Raw genomic sequence first — 17,832 nt, forward strand, 5'->3', positions numbered from 1 at the left:
CCTAGGGCGTGTCTGGTGGATCTTGGGCGAGCCAAGATCCACCAGACACGCCCTAGGATTCGATTACTTATCGTGGCCGACGCTGGCAAGCGTCCGGCCGTGGGGTGGCCGATCAGTCCGATTCGACGAGTTCCGGCACCACCGTACGCAGCGTGTCGAGCGACAGGGCCCCGGCGCGCAGCAGCATCGGCGGCTCCTCCGCGCAGTCGACGATCGTCGACGGCACCGGGTCCCCGCCGGGACCGCCCTCCAGGTACACCGAGACCGCCGAACCGAGCTGCTCCTGCGCCTCGTCCGCCGTGGTCGGCGGGGTCTTCCCTGGCAGGGACGCCCCGACGACCACCATCGGGCCGGTCTCGCGCAGCAGCTCCAGCGCCACCGGATGCAGCGGCTGCCGGACCAGAAACGTGCCGTCGGTGTCGCCGATGTCCCACGCCAGGCTCGGCGCGTGCTCGACGATCACGCTCAGTTCACCCGGCCAGTACGCTTCGACCAGCTCGCGGGCTGCCTGCGGCAGCACCAGCACCAGCCCGTCGAGCGTCTGCTGCGAGCCGACCATCACCGGCGACGCCACGTCCCGGCCGTGATCCTTGAGGCGGCGCAGCTCGGCCACCGCATCCTCGTCGAACGCGTCGGCGCCCAGCCCGTACATGGTGCCGGTGGGGAACACCACCAGCTGGCCGGACTTGACGGCCTCCACCGCGGCGGCAATGCCCTGGTCGCGCTCGGCCAGGGTGCGGCAGTCGTAGCTCATCACGTCACGGAGTCTCCCACGCCGGCGCCGCGGAGGGAACCGGCCGGTACGGCGTCACACCCGGGGTAGCGGCGGGGTCAGCCGGCCGTCGCCGCGACGCACGGTGATCGCGCCCGGCAGGTACACCGGGCCCTGGCCGTGCCAGTCGGTCAGTAGCGCGTCGAGCGCGGCCACGTGCCCGGCGGTCAGGTCGGTGCCGGGCGCCCCGAGCCGCCGCGCGTACGCGTGCAGCGCCCGGGTCCGCAGCGCCCGGGGTGCGGCGGCCAGCTCGGCGACCACCAGCCCATCGTCCTTGTCTACTGTGGACAGTAGTGCGCCGGCCTGCTCGTCCAGCAGCTCGCTGTCCGCCGCGACCAGCTCCGCGGTCCGCGCCAGGTTGCTGCGGAAACCCTTGCCCAGCAACGATTCCAGCTCGCCCAGCGCGGACCGCAGCCGGGACCTCGCGTACGCCGGGTCGGTGTTGTGCGGGTCCTGCCACGGCGCCAGGCCGAGCTGGTCGCAGGCCGCGATCGTCGTCGCGCGGGGCAGCCCGAGCAGCGGTCGCCGATAGCGTCCACGGACCGCCGGCATGCCGGCGACACCGCGCGGCCCGGCGCCGCGAGCCAGCGCCAGCAGTACCGTTTCGGCCTGATCGTCCCGGGTGTGACCGAGCAGCACCGTCGCGTCGTACCGGTCGGCCACCTCGTCCAGCGCCGCATACCGCGCGGCGCGCGCCGCCGCCTCCGGCCCGCCCGCCGCGCCGACCGTCACCGTCGCCACCTCGACCGGGGCCAGCCCCGCCGCCGTCGCCCACCCGGCCAGCTCCGCCGCCCGCGCCGCCGACCCCGGCTGCAACCCGTGGTCGACGGTCACCAGCCCGGCCCGCAGCCCCGCCCGCGGTGCCACGAACCCGGCCGCCGCCGCCAGCGCCAGCGAGTCGGGGCCGCCGGAGCAGGCGACCAGCACCGTACCGCCGCCGGGCAGGTCGGCCAGCGACCGGCGCACCGCGACCCGGACCGCCGCCACCGCCGGCGGCAACCGCGCCATCGACGCTCAGATCTCGGTGCCGTGCACCCGGCGCAGCCAGGCGTCCGGGTCGGTGATCTCGGCCAGCCGGGGCAGCGTCTCCGCCGACTCCCACACCTGGTTGAACCCGTCCATGCCGACCCGGTCCACCAGCGCGGTCACGAACTTGTTGCCCTCCGCGTACTGCCGCATCTTCGCGTCGATGCCGAGCAGCTTGCGGATCACCCGCTCCACCGGGTTCGTGGTCTCCCGGCGCCGGTTGAACTTGCTGCGGATCTCCTCCACCGACGGCACCACCTGCGGCCCGACCGCGTCCATGATGTAGTCGGCGTGCCCCTCCAGCAGCGTCATCAGCGCGGTCAGCCGGTCGACCACCTCGCGCTGCGCCGGCGTCTGCACCAGGTCGAGAACGCTGGACCGGCTGTCCGGCGACCGCACCGCGTCGGCCAGCGACTCCATCGCATGCCGCAGCCGGTCGGCCAGCTGCTCGGTGTCCGCCCGGGACGCGTCGACGAACTCGCCGACCTGATCCAGGAAGTACTGCCGGAGCCACGGCACCGCGGTGAACTGGGTGCGGTGGGTGACCTCGTGCAGGCACACCCACAGCCGGAAATCGCGCGGCGGCGCGCCGAGCTTGCGCTCCACCTCGACGATGTTCGGCGCCACCAACAGCAGGTTGCCCGGCTCGCCGGAGAACACTTCATATTGCCCGAGCACCTTGCCGGACAGGTAGCCGAGCACCGTACCGGCCTGCACGCCGGTCAGCCGGGACCCGACCTGCTGGGCGAACGCGCCCGGGACGCGCCCGGCCAGCGCCCGCTCCATCAGCGGGGTCATCACGTCGCGCAGGCCGCGCAGGTTCGCCGCGGCCCAGTCTGCCCTGTCCACCACCCGCACCGGCGGATGCCCGGCCGGTGCGGCACCGGCCGCCGAACCCAGGCCGGAAGTGGCGATGACGTGGCTGGCCGCCTCGTCGGTCAGCTGACGCAGATCGCCCACCACCTCGGCCGCCTCGTCGAAGCTGACCCGTGGACCCGCCTTCGAGATGGTCCCGGCCGTGCTGATGGCAAGATCCCAGTCCACAAACTGCGTCATGGTCCAACGGTACGTGCCTGGCGGCCGGGCCGCCCAGCATCGACCCCCTCGTTCGTTTCGCGCTGCGGAGAAACGCCACCCCTGTTCGCCCCAGCGCGCCCGCGGCGATGGGGTGAGGACCACCTCTGTTCGCTGTTTTCGCCCCACGTGGGGGAAATGGGGGGCGGGGCTTCGCCGCCGGGTCACCGTCAGCGGCAGCCGCAGCCGACCAGGGTGGTGGCGGCCTCGTCGAGGGCGGCTTCGGCGCCACCCCAGTCGGTCACCCCCTCGGCCATCATCGCGAACGCGAGCAGCCGCCCGTCCGAGTCGAGTACCAACCCGGCAAGGGTGCTGGTGCCGTTGAGGCTGCCGGTCTTGGCGCGGATCAGGCCGGCGCCCTTGGCGTCCCCGGCCGCCCGGGTGTACCGGTTCATCAGCGTGCCGGTGTAGCCGGCGACCGGCATCCCGGTCCACACCGGCCACAGCTTGGGATGCTTCCCGTCGGTGATCGACGTCAGCAGGCTGGTCAGGAACGACGGCGAGATCCGGTCCTTGCGGGACAGCCCGCTGCCGTCGTGCAACCGCAACCCGCTGGTGTTCAGGCCGAGCCGCTCGATCACCTCGGTGGTCGCCGCCGCGCCGCCGGCGAAGGTGGCCGGCTTGCCCTCGGCGAGCGCCACCTGGCGGGCCATCGTCTCGGCGATCACGTTGTCGCTGCGCTGCAGCATCATCTCGATCAGGTGCAGCAGCGGCGGCGACTTGACGGCACCGAGGCGGCGGGCGCCGGACGGCGCCGTGCCGTGCGCCACCGTGCTAGTGGGAGCGCCGATCAGCTGCGCCAGCTTGCGGCCGGCGTCCAGGTCCGGCTCGGTGCTGCGAACGGCGGTGGCCCCGTTCGGGTCGACCCGGCCGGCGTTCAGCATCACCGGCCGGATCGGTGCCGCGTCCCCGCCGGACACGATGTCGTCGTCCCAGCCCGGTCCGGTGCCCGCGCCGCCGAACAGCGACGAGTCCACCAGTACCCGGGTGGGCTTGGTGCCGTGCAGCGCCTTCTTGACCTGGTCCGCCAGCTTGTCCAGCCGGGCCGCCTCCGGGTAGGTGCTGTGGCCGTTGGTGGCGAGCGTCGGGTCGCCGCCACCGACCAGGATCACCTCGCCCGGCTTCGAACCGGCGACCACGCTGGTGGTCAGCCGGTAGGTGGGGCCGCGCACGGTCAGCACCGCCGACGCGGTGACCAGCTTCGTCACCGACGCCGGGACCTCCATCGCGTTCGGCGTCTTCCCGTACAGGGCGCTGTTGGTCGCCACGTCGACCACCGAGACGGCGGTACGCGCGCCGAGACGCGGGTCGGTGAGCTTCGAGCCGAGCGCCCGCGCCACCCCGGCCGGCGTCGGCGCCGCCGCACCGGACACCGGCGCGAGTACCGGGCTCGGCGCCGCCGTGGACGGCGACGGGGACGGCGTCGCACCGTCGGCGAACAGCTTCTCCACCGGGCCCGGCCGGAACACCACCAGGCCGCCGGCGATCAGGACCAGGACCCCCAACGCGGCGAGCGCGCCGATCAGGATCCGGTTCGGCCGGCCCGGCCTGCTGCGGGCCGGCGCCGGTACCTCCGCCGGCGGTGGCGGCGGAGTCGGCGGACGTGCCGGCAACCGCAACGTCGGCGGCTCCACCGGTACCGGTGGAGCTTCCGCGTCAGCGGCCTGCCCAGCCGTACCGGGGTGCCCGGCACCGTCGGCCGCGCCCGGCCCGCTACCAGTAGCCGGCCCGGCACCGTTGGCCGCACCCGGCCCGGCACCGTTGGCCGTACCGGGCCCGGCACCGTTGGCCGTACCGGGGTGTCCGGCACCGGCGCCGGCGCCGGCAGCGGCGTGCCCGGCCGCGGTCTCGCCGCCGGCCCGCCCGGTCGCGGTCTCACGGCTGGCTCGCCCGGGGGCGGTCTCCGCGCTCGCCCTGGGGATCGACCGGGTGGCGTCGGTGTCGAACGGCGGTGCGGGCACCTGGTCGGTGCCGGCCGCGGGCACCTGCGCGGTGCCGGTGGCGGGTGCGTTTCCCGGCACCCGGGCGGTCCCGGCTGCCGGACGGAACTGGGGCGACGGGGCCGGCTCAGCCGGTGCCGGTGCCGGGTCGGCGGGCGGCGGGGTCGGGCCGGCGGGTGGCACCGATGCGGTACCGCGGGCCGGTGGCGCTGCCGGTGGCCGCACCGTCGCCCGCCCTCGTGGCGTCGGCGCGTCGGCGCCGGGTCGGAAGGGTGCCGGCCGGGCGATCGGTTCGGCCGGCGGCGGTGCACCGAGCGACGGCGTCGGCTCGATCGGCCAGTCCGGCCAGGCGGCTCGTCCGCCGGTCGACGGCCCGTCCTCGTCCGGTCGTCCCGAATCCGCGGACCCGTCCGGTCGCGTGGGCTCGCCCGTCCCGTCCGCTCGCGCCGTCGTGGCCGCCTGGTCCGCTCGCGCCGGCTCGGCCGTCTGGTCCGCTCGCGCCGGCTCGGCCGTCTGGTCCGCTCGCGCCGACTCGGTCGGCTCGGGCGTCGGCGCCGCACCGGCCGACTCGTGCGTGCGCACCGCTTCGTCGGGTCGCCCGGGCTCGGCCGCCTGGTCCGCTCGCGCGGGCTCGAACGTCTCGGTCGGCTTCGCGGGCGCGGCGCCCGCCGAGTCGCCCGGTTGCGGAGCGACCGCCGGCCGTGCCGCGTCCCCGGGCTCAGCCGGCGCGAATCCCGCCGTCGTGGATCCGGTGTCGGGCGGGCGGGGCGCCGCTGGCTCGTTCGGGCCCGCCCAGCGAAGACCGGACAGGTCCAGGATCTGCGTACTGTCGGTGCCGGCCGGTGGCGTACCGCTGGCGCGATCCTGCGCAGGGCCGTGCTCGGCCGGACCGCTCGTGGCGCGATCCGGCGGCGTATCGCGGTCCGCCGGAACATCCGTGGCGTGCTCCGCCGGTTCGGCGTGGGCCGCCTCGGCCGCAGCGTCATCCGGCCCGGCCGCGGCGCCAGCCGGGCCGGCTGCGGCGGCGGGGTCGTCCGGGCCCCCGCCCGCTGGCGTGGCCGCGAGGCCGTCCGTACCCGGTGCCGCTGCGTCCGTACCCGGTGCCGGTCCGTCCGTGCCGGCCGCGGCCGGGGGCGTGCCGGTGCCTGCCGCTGCGGAGGAGGGGGCGGCAGGCACCTCCGCCGTCGGTGCCGCGCTCGCGGCGGCGCCGGGGGCACCGTCCGCACCGGTGCCCGCTCGACCGCTGTCCGCAGCGCTGTCCGCTCGACCGCCGTCTGCACCGCTGTCCGCGCGATCGCTGTCCGCGCGACCGCTGTCCGCGCGACCGCTGTCCGCGCGACCGGTGGACGCGCCATCGGTGGACGCGCCGGTACCGGTGCCGTTGGCGCCGGAAGGATCCGCCTCGGTGCCGGTGGCCGGCTCCGTAGCGCTGCCCGGACCGGCGGTCGGCGGGGCGTCGGTACCCGGGTCGGCGTCGGTCGCCGCGCCGGCGTCCGGTTCGGCCGCGAGCACGTCGTCGGGCGCGGCGACGACGGCGGCGGTCGCTTCGGTGTCCGGTTCGGTGCCGGCCATGGCGTCGGGCTCGGTGGCTGGCGGGGGCGCGGCGGTCGCGTCCGGGGCGGCGGTCGGTTCGGTGGCGGCCTTGGCGTCGGGCTCGGTGGCTGGCGGAGGTGCGGTGGTCGCGTCCGGGCCCGCGTCCGTTTCGGGAGCCTCCGCGGTCGACGTCGTTTCGGGAGTCTCCGCGGCGGTGCGTTCGCCGGGCGTCGCATGGCCCGCGGTCGCGTCCGGCGGCTCCGGGCTCACGGTCGCCCCGGCGGGAGGCTCGACAGCTGGCTCGGCGGCGTCGGTGGCGGGGTCGGGACCCTTGGTCGGCGCGCCGTTTCCGGGGTGTTCTTTCCCGTTCTGTTCGGCCGGGGAGTTTATATCCGACGCGGGTGAAGAGTCCGAAGAATGGTCGTTAGGGTGTGTGCAATCTCCCGTCACAAGCCCCTCCCGCTGCCTCCCCGCCGCACCTGCGCGAGACTACTGGACCAGTACCGCGTGACAGCCGGCACCGGGGCCGGCGTCGTGGATCGCCGACTCGGGCAGGCGCAACGCCCCGCACCGACCGGCCGAGCAAGAAGTCATTGTCGCCGGTGGCCCACGCTGCCGGGAGCGAACTGGAGGACCGGGGCGTGGAGTTCGACGTCACCATCGAGATCCCCAAGGGTCAGCGCAACAAGTACGAGGTGGATCACGCCACCGGCCGCATCCGGCTCGACCGCACCCTGTTCACGGCGACTCAGTACCCGGCCGACTACGGGTTCGTCGAGTTGACGCTGGGCCAGGACGGCGACCCGCTGGACGCGTTGGTGCTGCTGCGGGAGCCGACGTTCCCGGGCTGCCTGATCCGGTGCCGCGCGATCGGCATGTTCCGGATGACCGACGAGAGCGGCCCGGACGACAAGCTGCTGTGCGTGCCGGCCGGCGACCCGCGCCAGGACCACCTGCGCGACGTGCATCACATGCCGGAGTTCGAGAAGCTGGAGATCCAGCACTTCTTCGAGGTCTACAAGGACCTGGAGCCGGGCAAGAGCGTCGAGGGCGCCGACTGGGTCGGCCGGATCGAGGCGGAGGCCGAGATCGAGCGCTCCTTCACCCGGTACAAGGAGGCCGTCGCGGCGGGCGAGTACCACGACCCGGGCGTGCACCCGTTCCCCGGCGCCTGATCCGCGGCTGGTAACCCGTCCGAAGCCCCGTCGGTCGACGGGGCTTCGGCATGCCCGGGCCGGTGGTCGTTCAGCCGGCCGCGGTGCCGCGGCGGGTCCGGACGATGCCGGCGAGTGCGCCCAGGATGAGCAGCGCGCCGCCGCCCTCGACGAGCCGCAGCAGGCCGGGCAGGCCGTGCCCGATGCCGCTGGCGAGGATCCCGCACCCGGCCAGTACGACCAGCGCCACCGGCGCGGTCCGCCGCACCGCGGCGAGCACCAGCAGCGCGAGCAGTCCGACGTAGAAGACGACCGGCGCCAGGGTGTAGAAGACCAGCCGCACGCCGGGCACCGCGAACACCGTGTCGTACCGCGCGTCCATCGCGGCCGCGGTGGGAGCGAGCCCGACGATCAGGTCGAGCACCATCTGGACGGTGGTGAGCAGGGCGCCGGCCAGGGCGACGGCGGTCGCGGCGACGAGCGCCACGGAACGCCGCCCGGCCAGCCGGGCCAGCCCGACGCAGCCGACGCCGAACATGGCGAACGCGACGATCCAGAGCGAGTGTGCGGTGGTCCAGGCGGCGCCGGGCCCGTGGTCGGTCCGCATCCGCATGATGACCCAGCCGAAGAACCAGACTGCCGGCGCGGCGACGAGCACGGTGAGCGCGACCGGCGGCGGTCCCGGCCGGGCGGCGGCCGGCGGCGTGGTCTTCTCGGCAGGGGGGAGCGGGGTTCCGGTCATGGCAGGAAGCGTAGGAACGGCGGGGTCGTCACCGATATCGGTGACGACCCCGAAAAGCACCGGTGCCGGAGTCGGGTGTTCCCCTGAGCCTGCCGTCCGGACCGCGCTGGCCGCCGGGGCCGCCCGGGCCCGGCCGGCGGTCAGGATTCCTTGAGGTTGCGCACCGCGAGGTCGCCGTCGGCGTACTGGCGGCGGATCACCTTCTTGTCGAACTTGCCGACCGTCGTCTTCGGTACCTCGGTGAGGAACGTCCAGCGTTCCGGCAGCTGCCAGTGCGGGATCCGGTCGGCGAGGAAGTCGCGCAGTTCCTCGGGTGTGGCGCTGGCGCCGTCCCGCAGTACCACCGAGGCGAGCGGCCGTTCCTCCCACTTGGCGTCGGGCACACCGACCACTGCGGCCTCCAGTACCGCCGGGTGCGCCATCAGGTGGTTCTCCAGCTCGACCGAGCTGATCCACTCGCCGCCGGACTTGATCACGTCCTTGGCCCGGTCGGTCAGGGTGAGGTACCCGTCGGCGCTCAGGGTGCCGACGTCGCCGGTGCGCAGCCAGCCGTCGTCGAAGCGGTCCGGGTCCGGCTCGTCGGAGTCGAGGTAGCGGCCGGTGATCCACGGCCCGGCGACCTCCAGCTCACCGACGGTCTGACCGTCCCGGGGCGCGACGCTGCCGTCCGGTGCCACGATCCGGGCCTGCACGGAGGCCGGGATCTGGCCCTGGCTCAGCCGGTACCGCCAGAGCTCGTCGCCGGTGACCCCGGCCGGTGGCCGGGCGATGGAGCCGAGCGGTGAGGTCTCGGTCATGCCCCAGGCGTGCACGATCCGGATGCCGTGCTCGTCGAACCCGCGCATCAGCGACTCCGGGCAGGCGGAGCCGCCGACCACCACCTCCTTCAGCGTGGAGGTGTCGGTGGGGTGCGCGTTCAGGTACGCGAGCAGGCCGGTCCAGATCGACGGGACCGCGGCGCCGTGGGTCGGCTTCGCGGCGGCGATCATCGCGGCGAGCGGTTCGGGGGTGAGGAACCGGTCCGGCATCAGCAGGCCGGCGCCGGTCATGAACGCCGCGTGCGGCATGCCCCACGCCATCACGTGGAACATCGGCACCACCACCAGCGATCGGGTGGCCGGCGCGAAGCCGAACGAGCCGGCCGACGCGATCTGCATGGAGTGCAGCCAGATCGAGCGGTGCGAGTAGGCGACGCCCTTGGGCAGCCCGACGGTGCCGGAGCTGTAGCAGATGGCCGCCGCGTCGGTCTCGTCCCCGTCGTACTGCCAGTCGAAGGTGTCCGGCTGCGCGCCGGTCAGCTCGTCGAACCGGTGTACCGGCTTGCCGGCGGCGGCGAGCGGTTCGGCGTCGCCGTCCCCGATCACGACCACATGCTCCACTGTGGACAGTCGGGGCAGGATCGGGGCCAGCGCCGGGATCAGCGTGCCGTCCACCAGGACGACCTTGTCGGCCACCTGGTTCGCCGAGTACGCCAGGTGGTCGGCGGGCAGCCGGATGTTGAGCGGGTGCAGCACCGCGCCCATCGCCGGTACGGCCAGGTACGCGGCCATGTGCTCGGCGTTGTTCCAGCAGAAGGTGGCGACCCGGTCGTCGCCGCGCACGCCCAGCTCGCGTAGCCCGTTGGCCAGCCGGGCGGCCAGCCGGCCGATCTCGGCGTTGGTGGTGGTCCGCGCGCCGCTACCGGTCCAGGTGAGGATCTCGGTGTCGGCGTGCACCGTGCTGCCGTAGTCAAGGACGTGGCTCAGCCGAAGCGGCCACTCCTGCATCGTGCTCCGCATGATCACACGCTAGTGGCCGCCGTCACAATTCGGTACCCGTCGATGAGTTCGACCCGCCGATCAGGGCGCCCGCCCGGCCGGTGCCGGCCTCGACCCGGGCCCCCGGCGCGGCGCCGCCGCACCGGAAAATGCGTCGCGGAGCGGCAGCGGTACCGACACGATTCGGGCGTGGCCGTGATTCCGTGGCGTCGCTGGGCGCTCGATGTGACCCCGCTGCGTACCTCCCGGGACTTCCGGCTCACCTACCTCGCGGCGGGCGTGTCGTTCCTCGGCTCGATGGTCACCTACATCGCCATCCCGTACCAGGTGGCGACGCTCACCGACTCGCCGCTGCTGGTCGGCCTGCTCGGCATCGTCGAGTTCGCGCCGCTGCTGGTCACCGCGCTGCTGGGCGGCGCGCTCGCGGACTACCTGGACCGGCGCAAGCTGGTACTCGGCGCCGAGGTCGGCTTCACCCTGCTCACCGCGATCCTGGTCGGCAACGCGCTGCTGCCCGCGCCGCAGCTGTGGCTGCTGTACGCGATCGCCGCGATCAGCGCCACCCTGGACGGCCTGCAACGGCCGGCGCTGGACTCGATGATGCCGCGGCTGGTCACCCCGGCCGAACTGCCCGCCGCCAGCGCGCTGAACTCGATGCGCAGCACGATCGGCTCGCTGATCGGCCCGCTGCTGGGCGGTGCGCTGATCGCCTGGGCCGGCCTGCCCGCCGCGTACGGGCTGGACCTGGTGACGTTCGCGGCGTCGCTGGGCTGCCTGGTCGCGGTGCGCGCGGTACCGCCGCCGCCGGACGCCGACCGCCCCAGCGTGCGCGGCGTGCTCACCGGCCTGCGGTACGCGGCGAGCCGCAAGGAACTGCTCGGCACCTACCTGGTGGACATCAACGCGATGTTCTTCGGCATGCCGCTCGCGCTGTACCCGTTCGTCGCCGACCGGCTGGGCGGGCCGACGGTGCTGGGCATGCTGTACACGGCCGAGTCGGTCGGCGGCCTGGTCGCCTCGGTCAGCTCCGGCTGGACCGGCCGGGTGCACCGGCACGGCGTGATGATCATCGTCGCGGCCGCGACCTGGGGGCTCGCGATCGCCGGGTTCGGCCTGGCGCCGACGCTGTGGCTGGCGTTGCTGTGCCTCGCCCTGGCGGGGGCCGCGGACCAGATCAGCGGCATGTTCCGCGGCATCGTCTGGAACCAGACGATCCCCGACCACCTGCGCGGCCGGCTCGCCGGCGTCGAGATGCTCAGCTACTCCAGCGGGCCGTCGCTGGGCAACCTGCGCGGCGGTGTCGTCGCCCGGTTCACCGGGGTCACCGGCTCGATCGTGTCCGGCGGCGTGCTGTGCGTCCTGACCACGGTGGCGCTGGCGGTCGCGCTGCCCGCGTTCCGCCGGTACGACGGTCGCGACGGGCTGGCGCACAAGCAGCAGGTGGACGCGGCCCGCGCCGCCAACGCCGCCGCCCTGGCCGACTGACGCCGCCGGCAGAGCCTTCCCGGTACCGGCGCCCCCGGCGCCCCGGCCGGCACTGCCGCAGGCCGGAGCCAGGCCGGCACCGGCGCCGCTCGGGCGGCGGTCAGGCGGCCGGGCGGTGCCGATGCCGGCGCGGTGGCAGCGGTACGACGTTGTCGGCCGGTTGCCGGGGCGGCCGGTGCCGGGGACGGGGCGGGTGCCAGTCCTGCCCGTCCCGGCTGTCGTGGGTGAACCCGAGCAGCTGGGCCACCGCGAGCAGGACGGCGAACGACACGATGAACACCAGCGCGGTCATCGGGCACCGCCGAGCGGTCGCGCCCAGGTCTCACCGACCAGTTCGTGCCCGAAGCTGCGGTGCTTCGCGCTGTCGACGAGTTCGAAGCCGGCCCGGGCGTAGATCCGCCGGGCGGAGGTGAGCACGTCGTTGGTCCACAGCACCATCCGGCGGTATCCGACCTCGGTGGCGTACCGCAGGCACTCGTCGACCAGCCGGCCGCCGACGCCGAGGCCCCGGGCGGCCGGCTCGACCAGCAGCAGCCGCAGCTTCGCGGTGTCCGGCTCGTCGGCGCGGACGCAGAACACGCAGCCGACCGGCACCCCGTCGCGCTCGGCGATCCAGGCGGTCTCCCGCGCCGGGTCGCGGTGCTCGACGTAGTCGGCGACGATCCGCGCCACCAGCGCCTCGTAGTCGGCGTCCCAGCCGTACTCGGCGGCGTAGATCGCGCCGTTGCGCGACACCACCCAGCCGAGATCGCCTGGTTCCGGCGCCCGCAGCCGTACCGCCGCCTCGGCGCCGGCCCCGCCGTCGCCGGCGCGGGGCTCCCCGAGCACGTCGCGGACCGTACCCATCGCGGCGAGCAGCCGCTGCTGGGCCGGCTCCGGCAACCTGCCGAGCAGCTCGCCGATCTGGTCCGACGAGCGCCTGCTGAGCTCGCGGTAGGTGTCCCGGCCGTCCTCGGTGAGCCGCACCACTTGGCGCCGCGCGTCGGTGGCGGAGCGTTCCCGTGTCACCAGCCCCGCCTGGGCCAGCTTGGTCACCAGCCGGGTCAGGTAGCCGGCGTCGAGGCCGAGCCGCTGCCGCACCTCCAGCAGGTCCACCTGGTCGGCCTGACCCAGCTCGAACAGCACCCGGGCCTCGGTCAGCGTGTACGGCAGGTGCAGGTGGTCGTTCTCCAGCAGGCCGAGCAGGGCGGTGTAGAACCGGTTGAACGCGCGTACCTCGGCGACGCGCTGCCGCGACGAGTCGATCATGTCCGCTCCCGGGTCCCGGAGGTCTTTGACTCAGTCAAACACTTCCCGGATGCCGCCGCAACCACTTCGTGCCGCTCGCGCGTCATCGCGTACACTCACCAGCGCTGCCGCCTTAGCTCAGTCGGCCAGAGCGACGCACTCGTAATGCGTAGGTCGTGGGTTCGATTCCCACAGGCGGCTCAGCTTGCAACACAGGGAAAGCGCCCCACCGAAGAATCCTTCGGTGGGGCGCTTCGTCGCTCGGCGACACCGGGGAAGCGCGGCGGCGCCCGCTGGGATCAGATCGGGCACTGGTCAGGCTGCGGACTGGCCACGTGTGGCAGCCAGCCGATCTTGCAGACGATGCTGACGACCTTGGGCAGGTTGTGGTCGGCCACCAGCCGGGAGTTGAAGCCGAAGAACAGGCCGATGGTTCCCTGCGCGTCGGCGTGCACGGCAATGCCCTCCGGTTCGGCCTTCAGCCCCTGCAGGGTGGTCCCCAGCGCCGCGGTGTGGGCATGTTGGCTGATCTGCGCCTGGGTCGAGGAGCCCTGCGACCCGACGCTGTTCAGGTCCATCTCGAACAACTGGGTCGAGTCGGTGCAGCCGCTGTCGGTCGGCAGGCACGACCCGTTCAGCACGTAGTAGTACTGACCGTAGAGGGCGAAGCCCTGGGCGAAACTGGTCTGCGGGATGGACACCCGGAGCAGGGCCGGATCGTGCACGTCGTTCCAGTCGTAGACCGCGACCCGGAACGAGGACAACGACGCGTTCCAGTACCGGATGGCCAGCCGCTGGTGCACCGGGTCGGAGGACACCGAGATGTGGTAGTTGCCGACGAAATGGGCCACCAGCCCGGCCGGGCGGGTCGTCGTCGTGATCGCGTTCGGCTCGTACATGAAGCTGTCGATCTCGGTACCGAAGATCTCCGTCTCGTTCGAGGCAGCACACGTGTGCTGCCCCGCGCACGGTCCGCTGGCCGGGCCGTCCGGATCGCCCTCCAGCCAGATCTGGGACTGCGAACCGACGGGCACCACGCCGATCGAGCCGTGGCCGGCATCCGGCACGGTCATGCTGTCGATCACCTGGCCAGCGTCGGGGCCGGTCAGCGGGATGCGGTTGATGACCAGGGTGTCGGTGTAGCCCTGGAACACGCCATCGGCGGTGTAGGAGTCGTAGATGTTGTGGTTCTGCACGACGAACAGGTAGTGGTGCACGTCGTCGAAGGCGAACGCCTGGACCGGGCCACCCCAGTACGGATGCTGCATCTCCTCCTTCAGGAGCACCGGCTGTTTGGCGACCTCGGCACTGAGATCGAAGCTGTGGGAAGCCGGCAGGGTGTCCGCCATGGCTGGGCTGGTCGTCATGACCAGGGCGGATACCGCCAGGCATGCTGTGGCGACCGATCGCGCCAGGCATGCTGTGGCGACCGATCGTCTGCCGAACCGACGGGGACGCCACGCGCTTCGGTGACCGAACATCGTGTTCTCCCTACTGTTCAGTGGCCTCCTGGTTGACGTCGAGCAACGGTCAGCTATCAACCCCTTCCGGCTCGTCGTGCCGCCGCCGACCGCTCAGCAACGCGGCCAACCCGTCGACGGTGACGTCGTCCAGCGCCATCACGACCGCGCCGTGCGGGTCGGGCAGCGTGGTTGGCTCCTCGGGGACCGCCACGGTCAGGCATCCCGCTCGGACCGCGGAGGTGATCCCGTTCAGGGAATCCTCGATCGCGATACCGTGTCCGGGGTCGACGCCCAGCGCCGCAGCCGCTGTCAGGTAGGGCTCGGGGTGCGGTTTGGGGTGCTCGACCTCGTCACCGCAGACGGTGAACTCGAACATCCCGGCCGGGATCTCGGCCAGCGTCACGTCCACCAAGACGCGGTAACTGGTGGTCACCAGCGCGGTCGGGATTCCGCGGGACCGAACGGACTCGACCAGGGACCGGGCCCCCGGTCGCCAGGGCACGCCGGCGGCGAACAGCTCGCAGGTGCGTTCCAGCAACCAGTCGGCCAGCAGCCGGTCGTCCTCCTCGACACCGAGGTCGTCCTGCACCATCCGAACGGTTCGCAGCAGGTTGCTTCCGACCAGCCGGTGTCGAGCAGCGGGCGACAACTCGCCGCCGAGCTTGCGAGCCAGTTCGGCGAGGCTGACGTCCCAGATCCGCTCGCTGTCGAAAAGGGTGCCGTCCATGTCGAACAGAACAGCCTCGATGCCGGTGGCGGTCATGGGGTTTCTCCAACGATCACATCGGCCGGATAGTCGGTGGTCACCCCATCCGCTCCCCAGGATCTGGCCCGCTCGACCTCGACCGTGGTCGGGGCCGGCCACACGCAATATTCCAGGCCGTGGCGGTGCGCGTGCTCGATGAGCTCGGGGCTGGTGCCCTTCCAACCGACTCCGAGCCACCCGACACCGAGCTCCATGGCCTGCTCGATGAGCTGGTCGGACCCCGAATCGGAAAGCAACGCGCACCGCAGATCGTCGAATTCGGCCAGTAGCGGTGTGAGGTGGCGGGCGTGGAAGCTCATCGGCTGGATTCGCTTGTGCAGGTCGGGTCGATCGGTCAGGATCCGCCCCAGTGCTGCCACTGCGGCATCGGCTTTGATCTCGGCCAGAATGGTGACGTCGATGGTATTGATCGCCTCGTACAGGGTCGGGATCCGTTCGCCGTCGCCCGCGTCCAGGCGTTGCAGCTCGGCCAGCGTCATCTCCGCCACGGCGCCGTGCCCGTCGGTGGTCCGATCGACGGTGGCATCGTGCATCAGCACGATTTCGCCGTCCCGGCTGAGGCGGAGGTCGAGTTCGACCTCGTCGACACCATCGGCGACGGCCCGGCGATAGGAAGCGAGGGTGTTTTCCGGCATGTAGCCCATCGCGCCTCGGTGGCCGGTGATCCGAAAGGTTCGAAGGTTGGTCACCCAGCGCCACCGACAAGCTTGTCGTACATCGGCTTGATCTTCTTCTCACCGGCGGTGAGCTGTTTCGCCACGTCGTCCAGTACTCCCTGCGACGGTCGATTGTCGCCGTAGATCTTCTGCAGCCCGCCGTAGATGATCGGCGAGGCGTTCTGCACGTAGGCATCGACCTCGTCCAGCCGGCCGGCGTGCGCCAGCTGTGCCACCGCGACGCCGCGGTTCGGATCCTTCTGCATCGCTTTCTCGTAGTCCGGCTGGTTCACGGCGGCCTTGACGACGGGCAGGTACCCGGTACCCAAGGACCAGGTGGCCGACGATTCCGGCGAGGACAGGAACTTGATGACTTCCCAGGCGGCCTGCTTGCGTTCCTTCGGTACGCCCTTGAAGATCGAGAATCCCGCGCCGCCGGTCGGGACACCGCGGGTCACCTGGGTCGGTAGTGGGCTGCAGCCGACCTCGAACTTCGCCGCCTCGTAGGTGCCGGCCAGCGCGCCGGTGGAGTTCATGTAGGTCCCGACCAGACCGTTGTTGAAGTTCGTCCCGTACTCGCTGGCCAGAATGGCCATCTTGTCCTGGAAGATCAGCTTGCGCATGAACTCCGCGCACTCGACCGCGCCGTCCTTGTTCACCACGACGTCGAGCCCGTTGGAAATTCGGCCACCGAACTCCCAGACGCTCGCCTCGAATTCCCAGCTGTCGCCGCCGGACAGCTCCGTCGCCTTCACCGGCTTGCCGGCGGCCTTCTGCTTGGTCAGTACCGAACCCCAGTCCCGCAGCTCGCTCCAGGTCTTGGGGCCGCGGTCGGGCAGTCCGGCCTTGGCGAACAGATCCCTGTTGTAGTACATGATGGGAGTGCTGCGCGCGAACGAGATCCAGTACGGTTTGTTCTTGATCACGCCGGCGCCGTAGAGGTTCGCGTAGAACGAGGAGCTGAACTTCTCGTCCGCGTAACCGCTGAGATCCTCCAGCGTCTCGTTCAGGAAGAAGATCTGCCAGGCCGTCTGGCCGAAGGCCATGATGTCCGGTACCGCCTTGCCGCGGAGCGCGGCGGTCACCTTGGCGGTCGCGTCGAAGTAGTTCCCCTGGTACTGGGCCTGTGCATAGATCTCGTTCTGCGAATCGTTGAACTTCGCGACCAAGCCGTCCAGTACCTTCCCGGCCGAAGCGTTCCACGAACTCCAGAGCACGACCTTGTGCTTGCGGTTGCTGTACTTCTTCGGAACCTTGACGTCGACCTGCGCGAAGCCGTTCCCGCCGCCATGCGAGCACCCTGCGAGGGCTGGCGCCACGACGGCACCGGCGCCGACGAGCCCGAGCAGTGACCGGCGGCTCAGGGCCGCGCCGGATATCGGCGCGAGTCTCTGTTCTGACATCTGGTGGAAGTCCTTTCCGTGGTGACGGCGCGCGGGCATCAGCCCTTGATTGCGCCGCCGGAGAAGCCCGCGACGATGTATCGCTGGGCGAGGAGGAAGACGACCAACATCGGCGCGGCGACCATGACGGTGCCGGCCATGATGGCGCCCCAGTCGTTGTAGCCCTCCTGCGACTTCAGGTAGAGCAGTCCGATCGGCAGGGTGCGCATTTCGGTGGTCGTCGTGATGATGAGCGGCCAGATGAAGTCGTTCCACACCTCGATGACGGAGATCAGGCTGACGGTGATCATCATCGGGCGCGACATCGGAACGACCATTCGCAGCAGGATCCGCAGGTGGCTCGCCCCGTCCACCCGGGCGGCCTCGAACACCTCGCGCGGTAGCGCCATCATCTGCTGGCGCAGCAGGAACATGCCGAATGCCGAGCCGGCGCCGGGGACGATCAGGCCCGCGTAGGTGTCCACCCAGCCGAGATCGGAGGCGGTCAGGTAGTTGGTGAGCAGGGTGATCGTGCCCGGCGTCATCAGGGTGCCGAGCAACAGCAGGAAGATGAACCGTTTGAACGGGAAGGGCAGGAACGTGAACGCGTAGGCCGAGCCTGTCGCCAACACCATCTTGATCACCGTGCCGACGACGGTGACGATGATCGAGTTGACGAAGAAGGATCCGAACGGTGCGTCGTGCCAGGCGTTGGTGAAGTTCGACCAATGAAGCTGGCGGGGGATCCACTGCAACGGGAACTGGTAGATCTCGCCACTCGGTTTCACGGCCGAGCTGAACAGCCAGTACAGCGGCATGACGAACACGGCGGCGATCAGCACCAACGCCGCGTAC

General features: G+C 72.0%; 15 protein-coding genes and 1 tRNA gene. 3 read left to right on the plus strand and 13 right to left on the minus strand.

Features of this window, described 5'->3' with window-relative positions; all coding sequences use genetic code 11:
* Positions 1–112 precede the first annotated feature (112 nt).
* The 4 genes from Athai_RS00585 to dacB form a co-directional block, all read right to left on the minus strand.
* On the minus strand, positions 113–754 hold the full coding sequence (locus tag Athai_RS00585; protein WP_203965240.1) for an L-threonylcarbamoyladenylate synthase: 642 nt from the start codon (positions 752–754) through the stop codon (positions 113–115).
* Between the two features lie 54 nt (positions 755–808).
* Positions 809–1,780 (minus strand): tRNA lysidine(34) synthetase TilS, encoded by a 972-nt coding sequence (gene tilS, locus Athai_RS00590; protein ID WP_203959640.1) that lies wholly within the window; start codon positions 1,778–1,780, stop codon positions 809–811.
* A 6-nt stretch (positions 1,781–1,786) separates the two neighbouring features.
* Positions 1,787–2,854 (minus strand): zinc-dependent metalloprotease, encoded by a 1,068-nt coding sequence (locus Athai_RS00595; protein ID WP_203959641.1) that lies wholly within the window; start codon positions 2,852–2,854, stop codon positions 1,787–1,789.
* 188 nt (positions 2,855–3,042) lie between these two features.
* Complete coding sequence (gene dacB, locus Athai_RS00600; protein ID WP_203959642.1) at positions 3,043–4,893, minus strand: D-alanyl-D-alanine carboxypeptidase/D-alanyl-D-alanine endopeptidase; 1,851 nt, start codon at positions 4,891–4,893, stop codon at positions 3,043–3,045.
* A gap of 2,093 nt (positions 4,894–6,986) precedes the next feature.
* On the opposite strand from dacB, the gene Athai_RS00605 reads away from it, so the two are divergent.
* On the plus strand, positions 6,987–7,520 hold the full coding sequence (locus Athai_RS00605; RefSeq protein ID WP_203959643.1) for an inorganic diphosphatase: 534 nt from the start codon (positions 6,987–6,989) through the stop codon (positions 7,518–7,520).
* A 70-nt stretch (positions 7,521–7,590) separates the two neighbouring features.
* Here the strand turns inward: Athai_RS00605 and Athai_RS00610 are convergent, their stop codons facing one another.
* Both Athai_RS00610 and Athai_RS00615 read right to left on the minus strand, forming a co-directional pair.
* A complete protein-coding gene (locus tag Athai_RS00610) occupies positions 7,591–8,241 on the minus strand; it encodes a hypothetical protein (RefSeq protein WP_203959644.1) in 651 nt (216 codons plus the stop codon).
* Between the two features lie 140 nt (positions 8,242–8,381).
* Complete coding sequence (locus Athai_RS00615) at positions 8,382–10,019, minus strand: long-chain fatty acid--CoA ligase (RefSeq protein WP_203959645.1); 1,638 nt, start codon at positions 10,017–10,019, stop codon at positions 8,382–8,384.
* 168 nt (positions 10,020–10,187) lie between these two features.
* Here Athai_RS00615 and Athai_RS00620 point away from each other — a divergent pair, with 168 nt between their 5' ends.
* Positions 10,188–11,483 carry an MFS transporter gene (locus Athai_RS00620; RefSeq protein WP_239156626.1) on the plus strand — a complete coding sequence of 432 codons (1,296 nt, stop codon included), beginning with the start codon at positions 10,188–10,190 and terminating at the stop codon, positions 11,481–11,483.
* Between the two features lie 100 nt (positions 11,484–11,583).
* Here the strand turns inward: Athai_RS00620 and Athai_RS00625 are convergent, their stop codons facing one another.
* Both Athai_RS00625 and Athai_RS00630 read right to left on the minus strand, forming a co-directional pair.
* Entirely contained in the window at positions 11,584–11,775 is a 192-nt protein-coding gene (locus Athai_RS00625) for a hypothetical protein (protein ID WP_203959647.1), read from the minus strand.
* On the minus strand, positions 11,772–12,731 hold the full coding sequence (locus Athai_RS00630; RefSeq protein WP_203959648.1) for a bifunctional helix-turn-helix transcriptional regulator/GNAT family N-acetyltransferase: 960 nt from the start codon (positions 12,729–12,731) through the stop codon (positions 11,772–11,774). Before Athai_RS00630 ends, Athai_RS00625 begins: the two co-directional genes overlap by 4 nt.
* Positions 12,732–12,837: 106 nt before the next feature.
* Between Athai_RS00630 and Athai_RS00635 the strand changes: the two genes are divergently transcribed.
* Positions 12,838–12,911, plus strand: a tRNA-Thr gene (locus Athai_RS00635).
* 98 nt (positions 12,912–13,009) lie between these two features.
* Here the strand turns inward: Athai_RS00635 and Athai_RS00640 are convergent.
* The 5 genes from Athai_RS00640 to Athai_RS00660 form a co-directional block, all read right to left on the minus strand.
* Entirely contained in the window at positions 13,010–14,077 is a 1,068-nt protein-coding gene (locus tag Athai_RS00640) for a hypothetical protein (protein WP_203959649.1), read from the minus strand.
* 163 nt (positions 14,078–14,240) lie between these two features.
* Positions 14,241–14,936 (minus strand): HAD family hydrolase, encoded by a 696-nt coding sequence (locus Athai_RS00645; RefSeq protein WP_203959650.1) that lies wholly within the window; start codon positions 14,934–14,936, stop codon positions 14,241–14,243.
* On the minus strand, positions 14,933–15,628 hold the full coding sequence (locus Athai_RS00650; protein WP_203959651.1) for a glycerophosphodiester phosphodiesterase: 696 nt from the start codon (positions 15,626–15,628) through the stop codon (positions 14,933–14,935). Before Athai_RS00650 ends, Athai_RS00645 begins: the two co-directional genes overlap by 4 nt.
* The gene (locus Athai_RS00655) at positions 15,625–16,998 is read right to left on the minus strand and encodes an ABC transporter substrate-binding protein (protein ID WP_203959652.1); all 1,374 of its coding nucleotides are present in this window, start codon (positions 16,996–16,998) and stop codon (positions 15,625–15,627) included. The genes Athai_RS00650 and Athai_RS00655 overlap by 4 nt, the downstream gene beginning before the upstream one ends.
* 38 nt (positions 16,999–17,036) lie before the next feature.
* On the minus strand, positions 17,037–17,819 hold the full coding sequence (locus Athai_RS00660; protein ID WP_203959653.1) for a carbohydrate ABC transporter permease: 783 nt from the start codon (positions 17,817–17,819) through the stop codon (positions 17,037–17,039).
* Positions 17,820–17,832: the final 13 nt, after the last annotated feature.

It is taken from the genome of Actinocatenispora thailandica (assembly GCF_016865425.1).
GTDB lineage: Bacteria > Actinomycetota > Actinomycetes > Mycobacteriales > Micromonosporaceae > Actinocatenispora > Actinocatenispora thailandica.

Coding starts and splice junctions, on each gene's coding strand:
- Athai_RS00615 (WP_203959645.1), bottom strand. CDS start 10,019: ATGCGGAGCACGATGCAGGAGTGGCCGCTTCGGCTGAGCCACGTCCTT.
- Athai_RS00610 (WP_203959644.1), bottom strand. CDS start 8,241: ATGACCGGAACCCCGCTCCCCCCTGCCGAGAAGACCACGCCGCCGGCC.
- Athai_RS00645 (WP_203959650.1), bottom strand. CDS start 14,936: ATGACCGCCACCGGCATCGAGGCTGTTCTGTTCGACATGGACGGCACC.
- tilS (WP_203959640.1), bottom strand. CDS start 1,780: ATGGCGCGGTTGCCGCCGGCGGTGGCGGCGGTCCGGGTCGCGGTGCGC.
- Athai_RS00625 (WP_203959647.1), bottom strand. CDS start 11,775: ATGACCGCGCTGGTGTTCATCGTGTCGTTCGCCGTCCTGCTCGCGGTG.
- Athai_RS00640 (WP_203959649.1), bottom strand. CDS start 14,077: ATGACGACCAGCCCAGCCATGGCGGACACCCTGCCGGCTTCCCACAGC.
- Athai_RS00595 (WP_203959641.1), bottom strand. CDS start 2,854: ATGACGCAGTTTGTGGACTGGGATCTTGCCATCAGCACGGCCGGGACC.
- Athai_RS00655 (WP_203959652.1), bottom strand. CDS start 16,998: ATGTCAGAACAGAGACTCGCGCCGATATCCGGCGCGGCCCTGAGCCGC.
- Athai_RS00630 (WP_203959648.1), bottom strand. CDS start 12,731: ATGATCGACTCGTCGCGGCAGCGCGTCGCCGAGGTACGCGCGTTCAAC.
- Athai_RS00585 (WP_203965240.1), bottom strand. CDS start 754: ATGAGCTACGACTGCCGCACCCTGGCCGAGCGCGACCAGGGCATTGCC.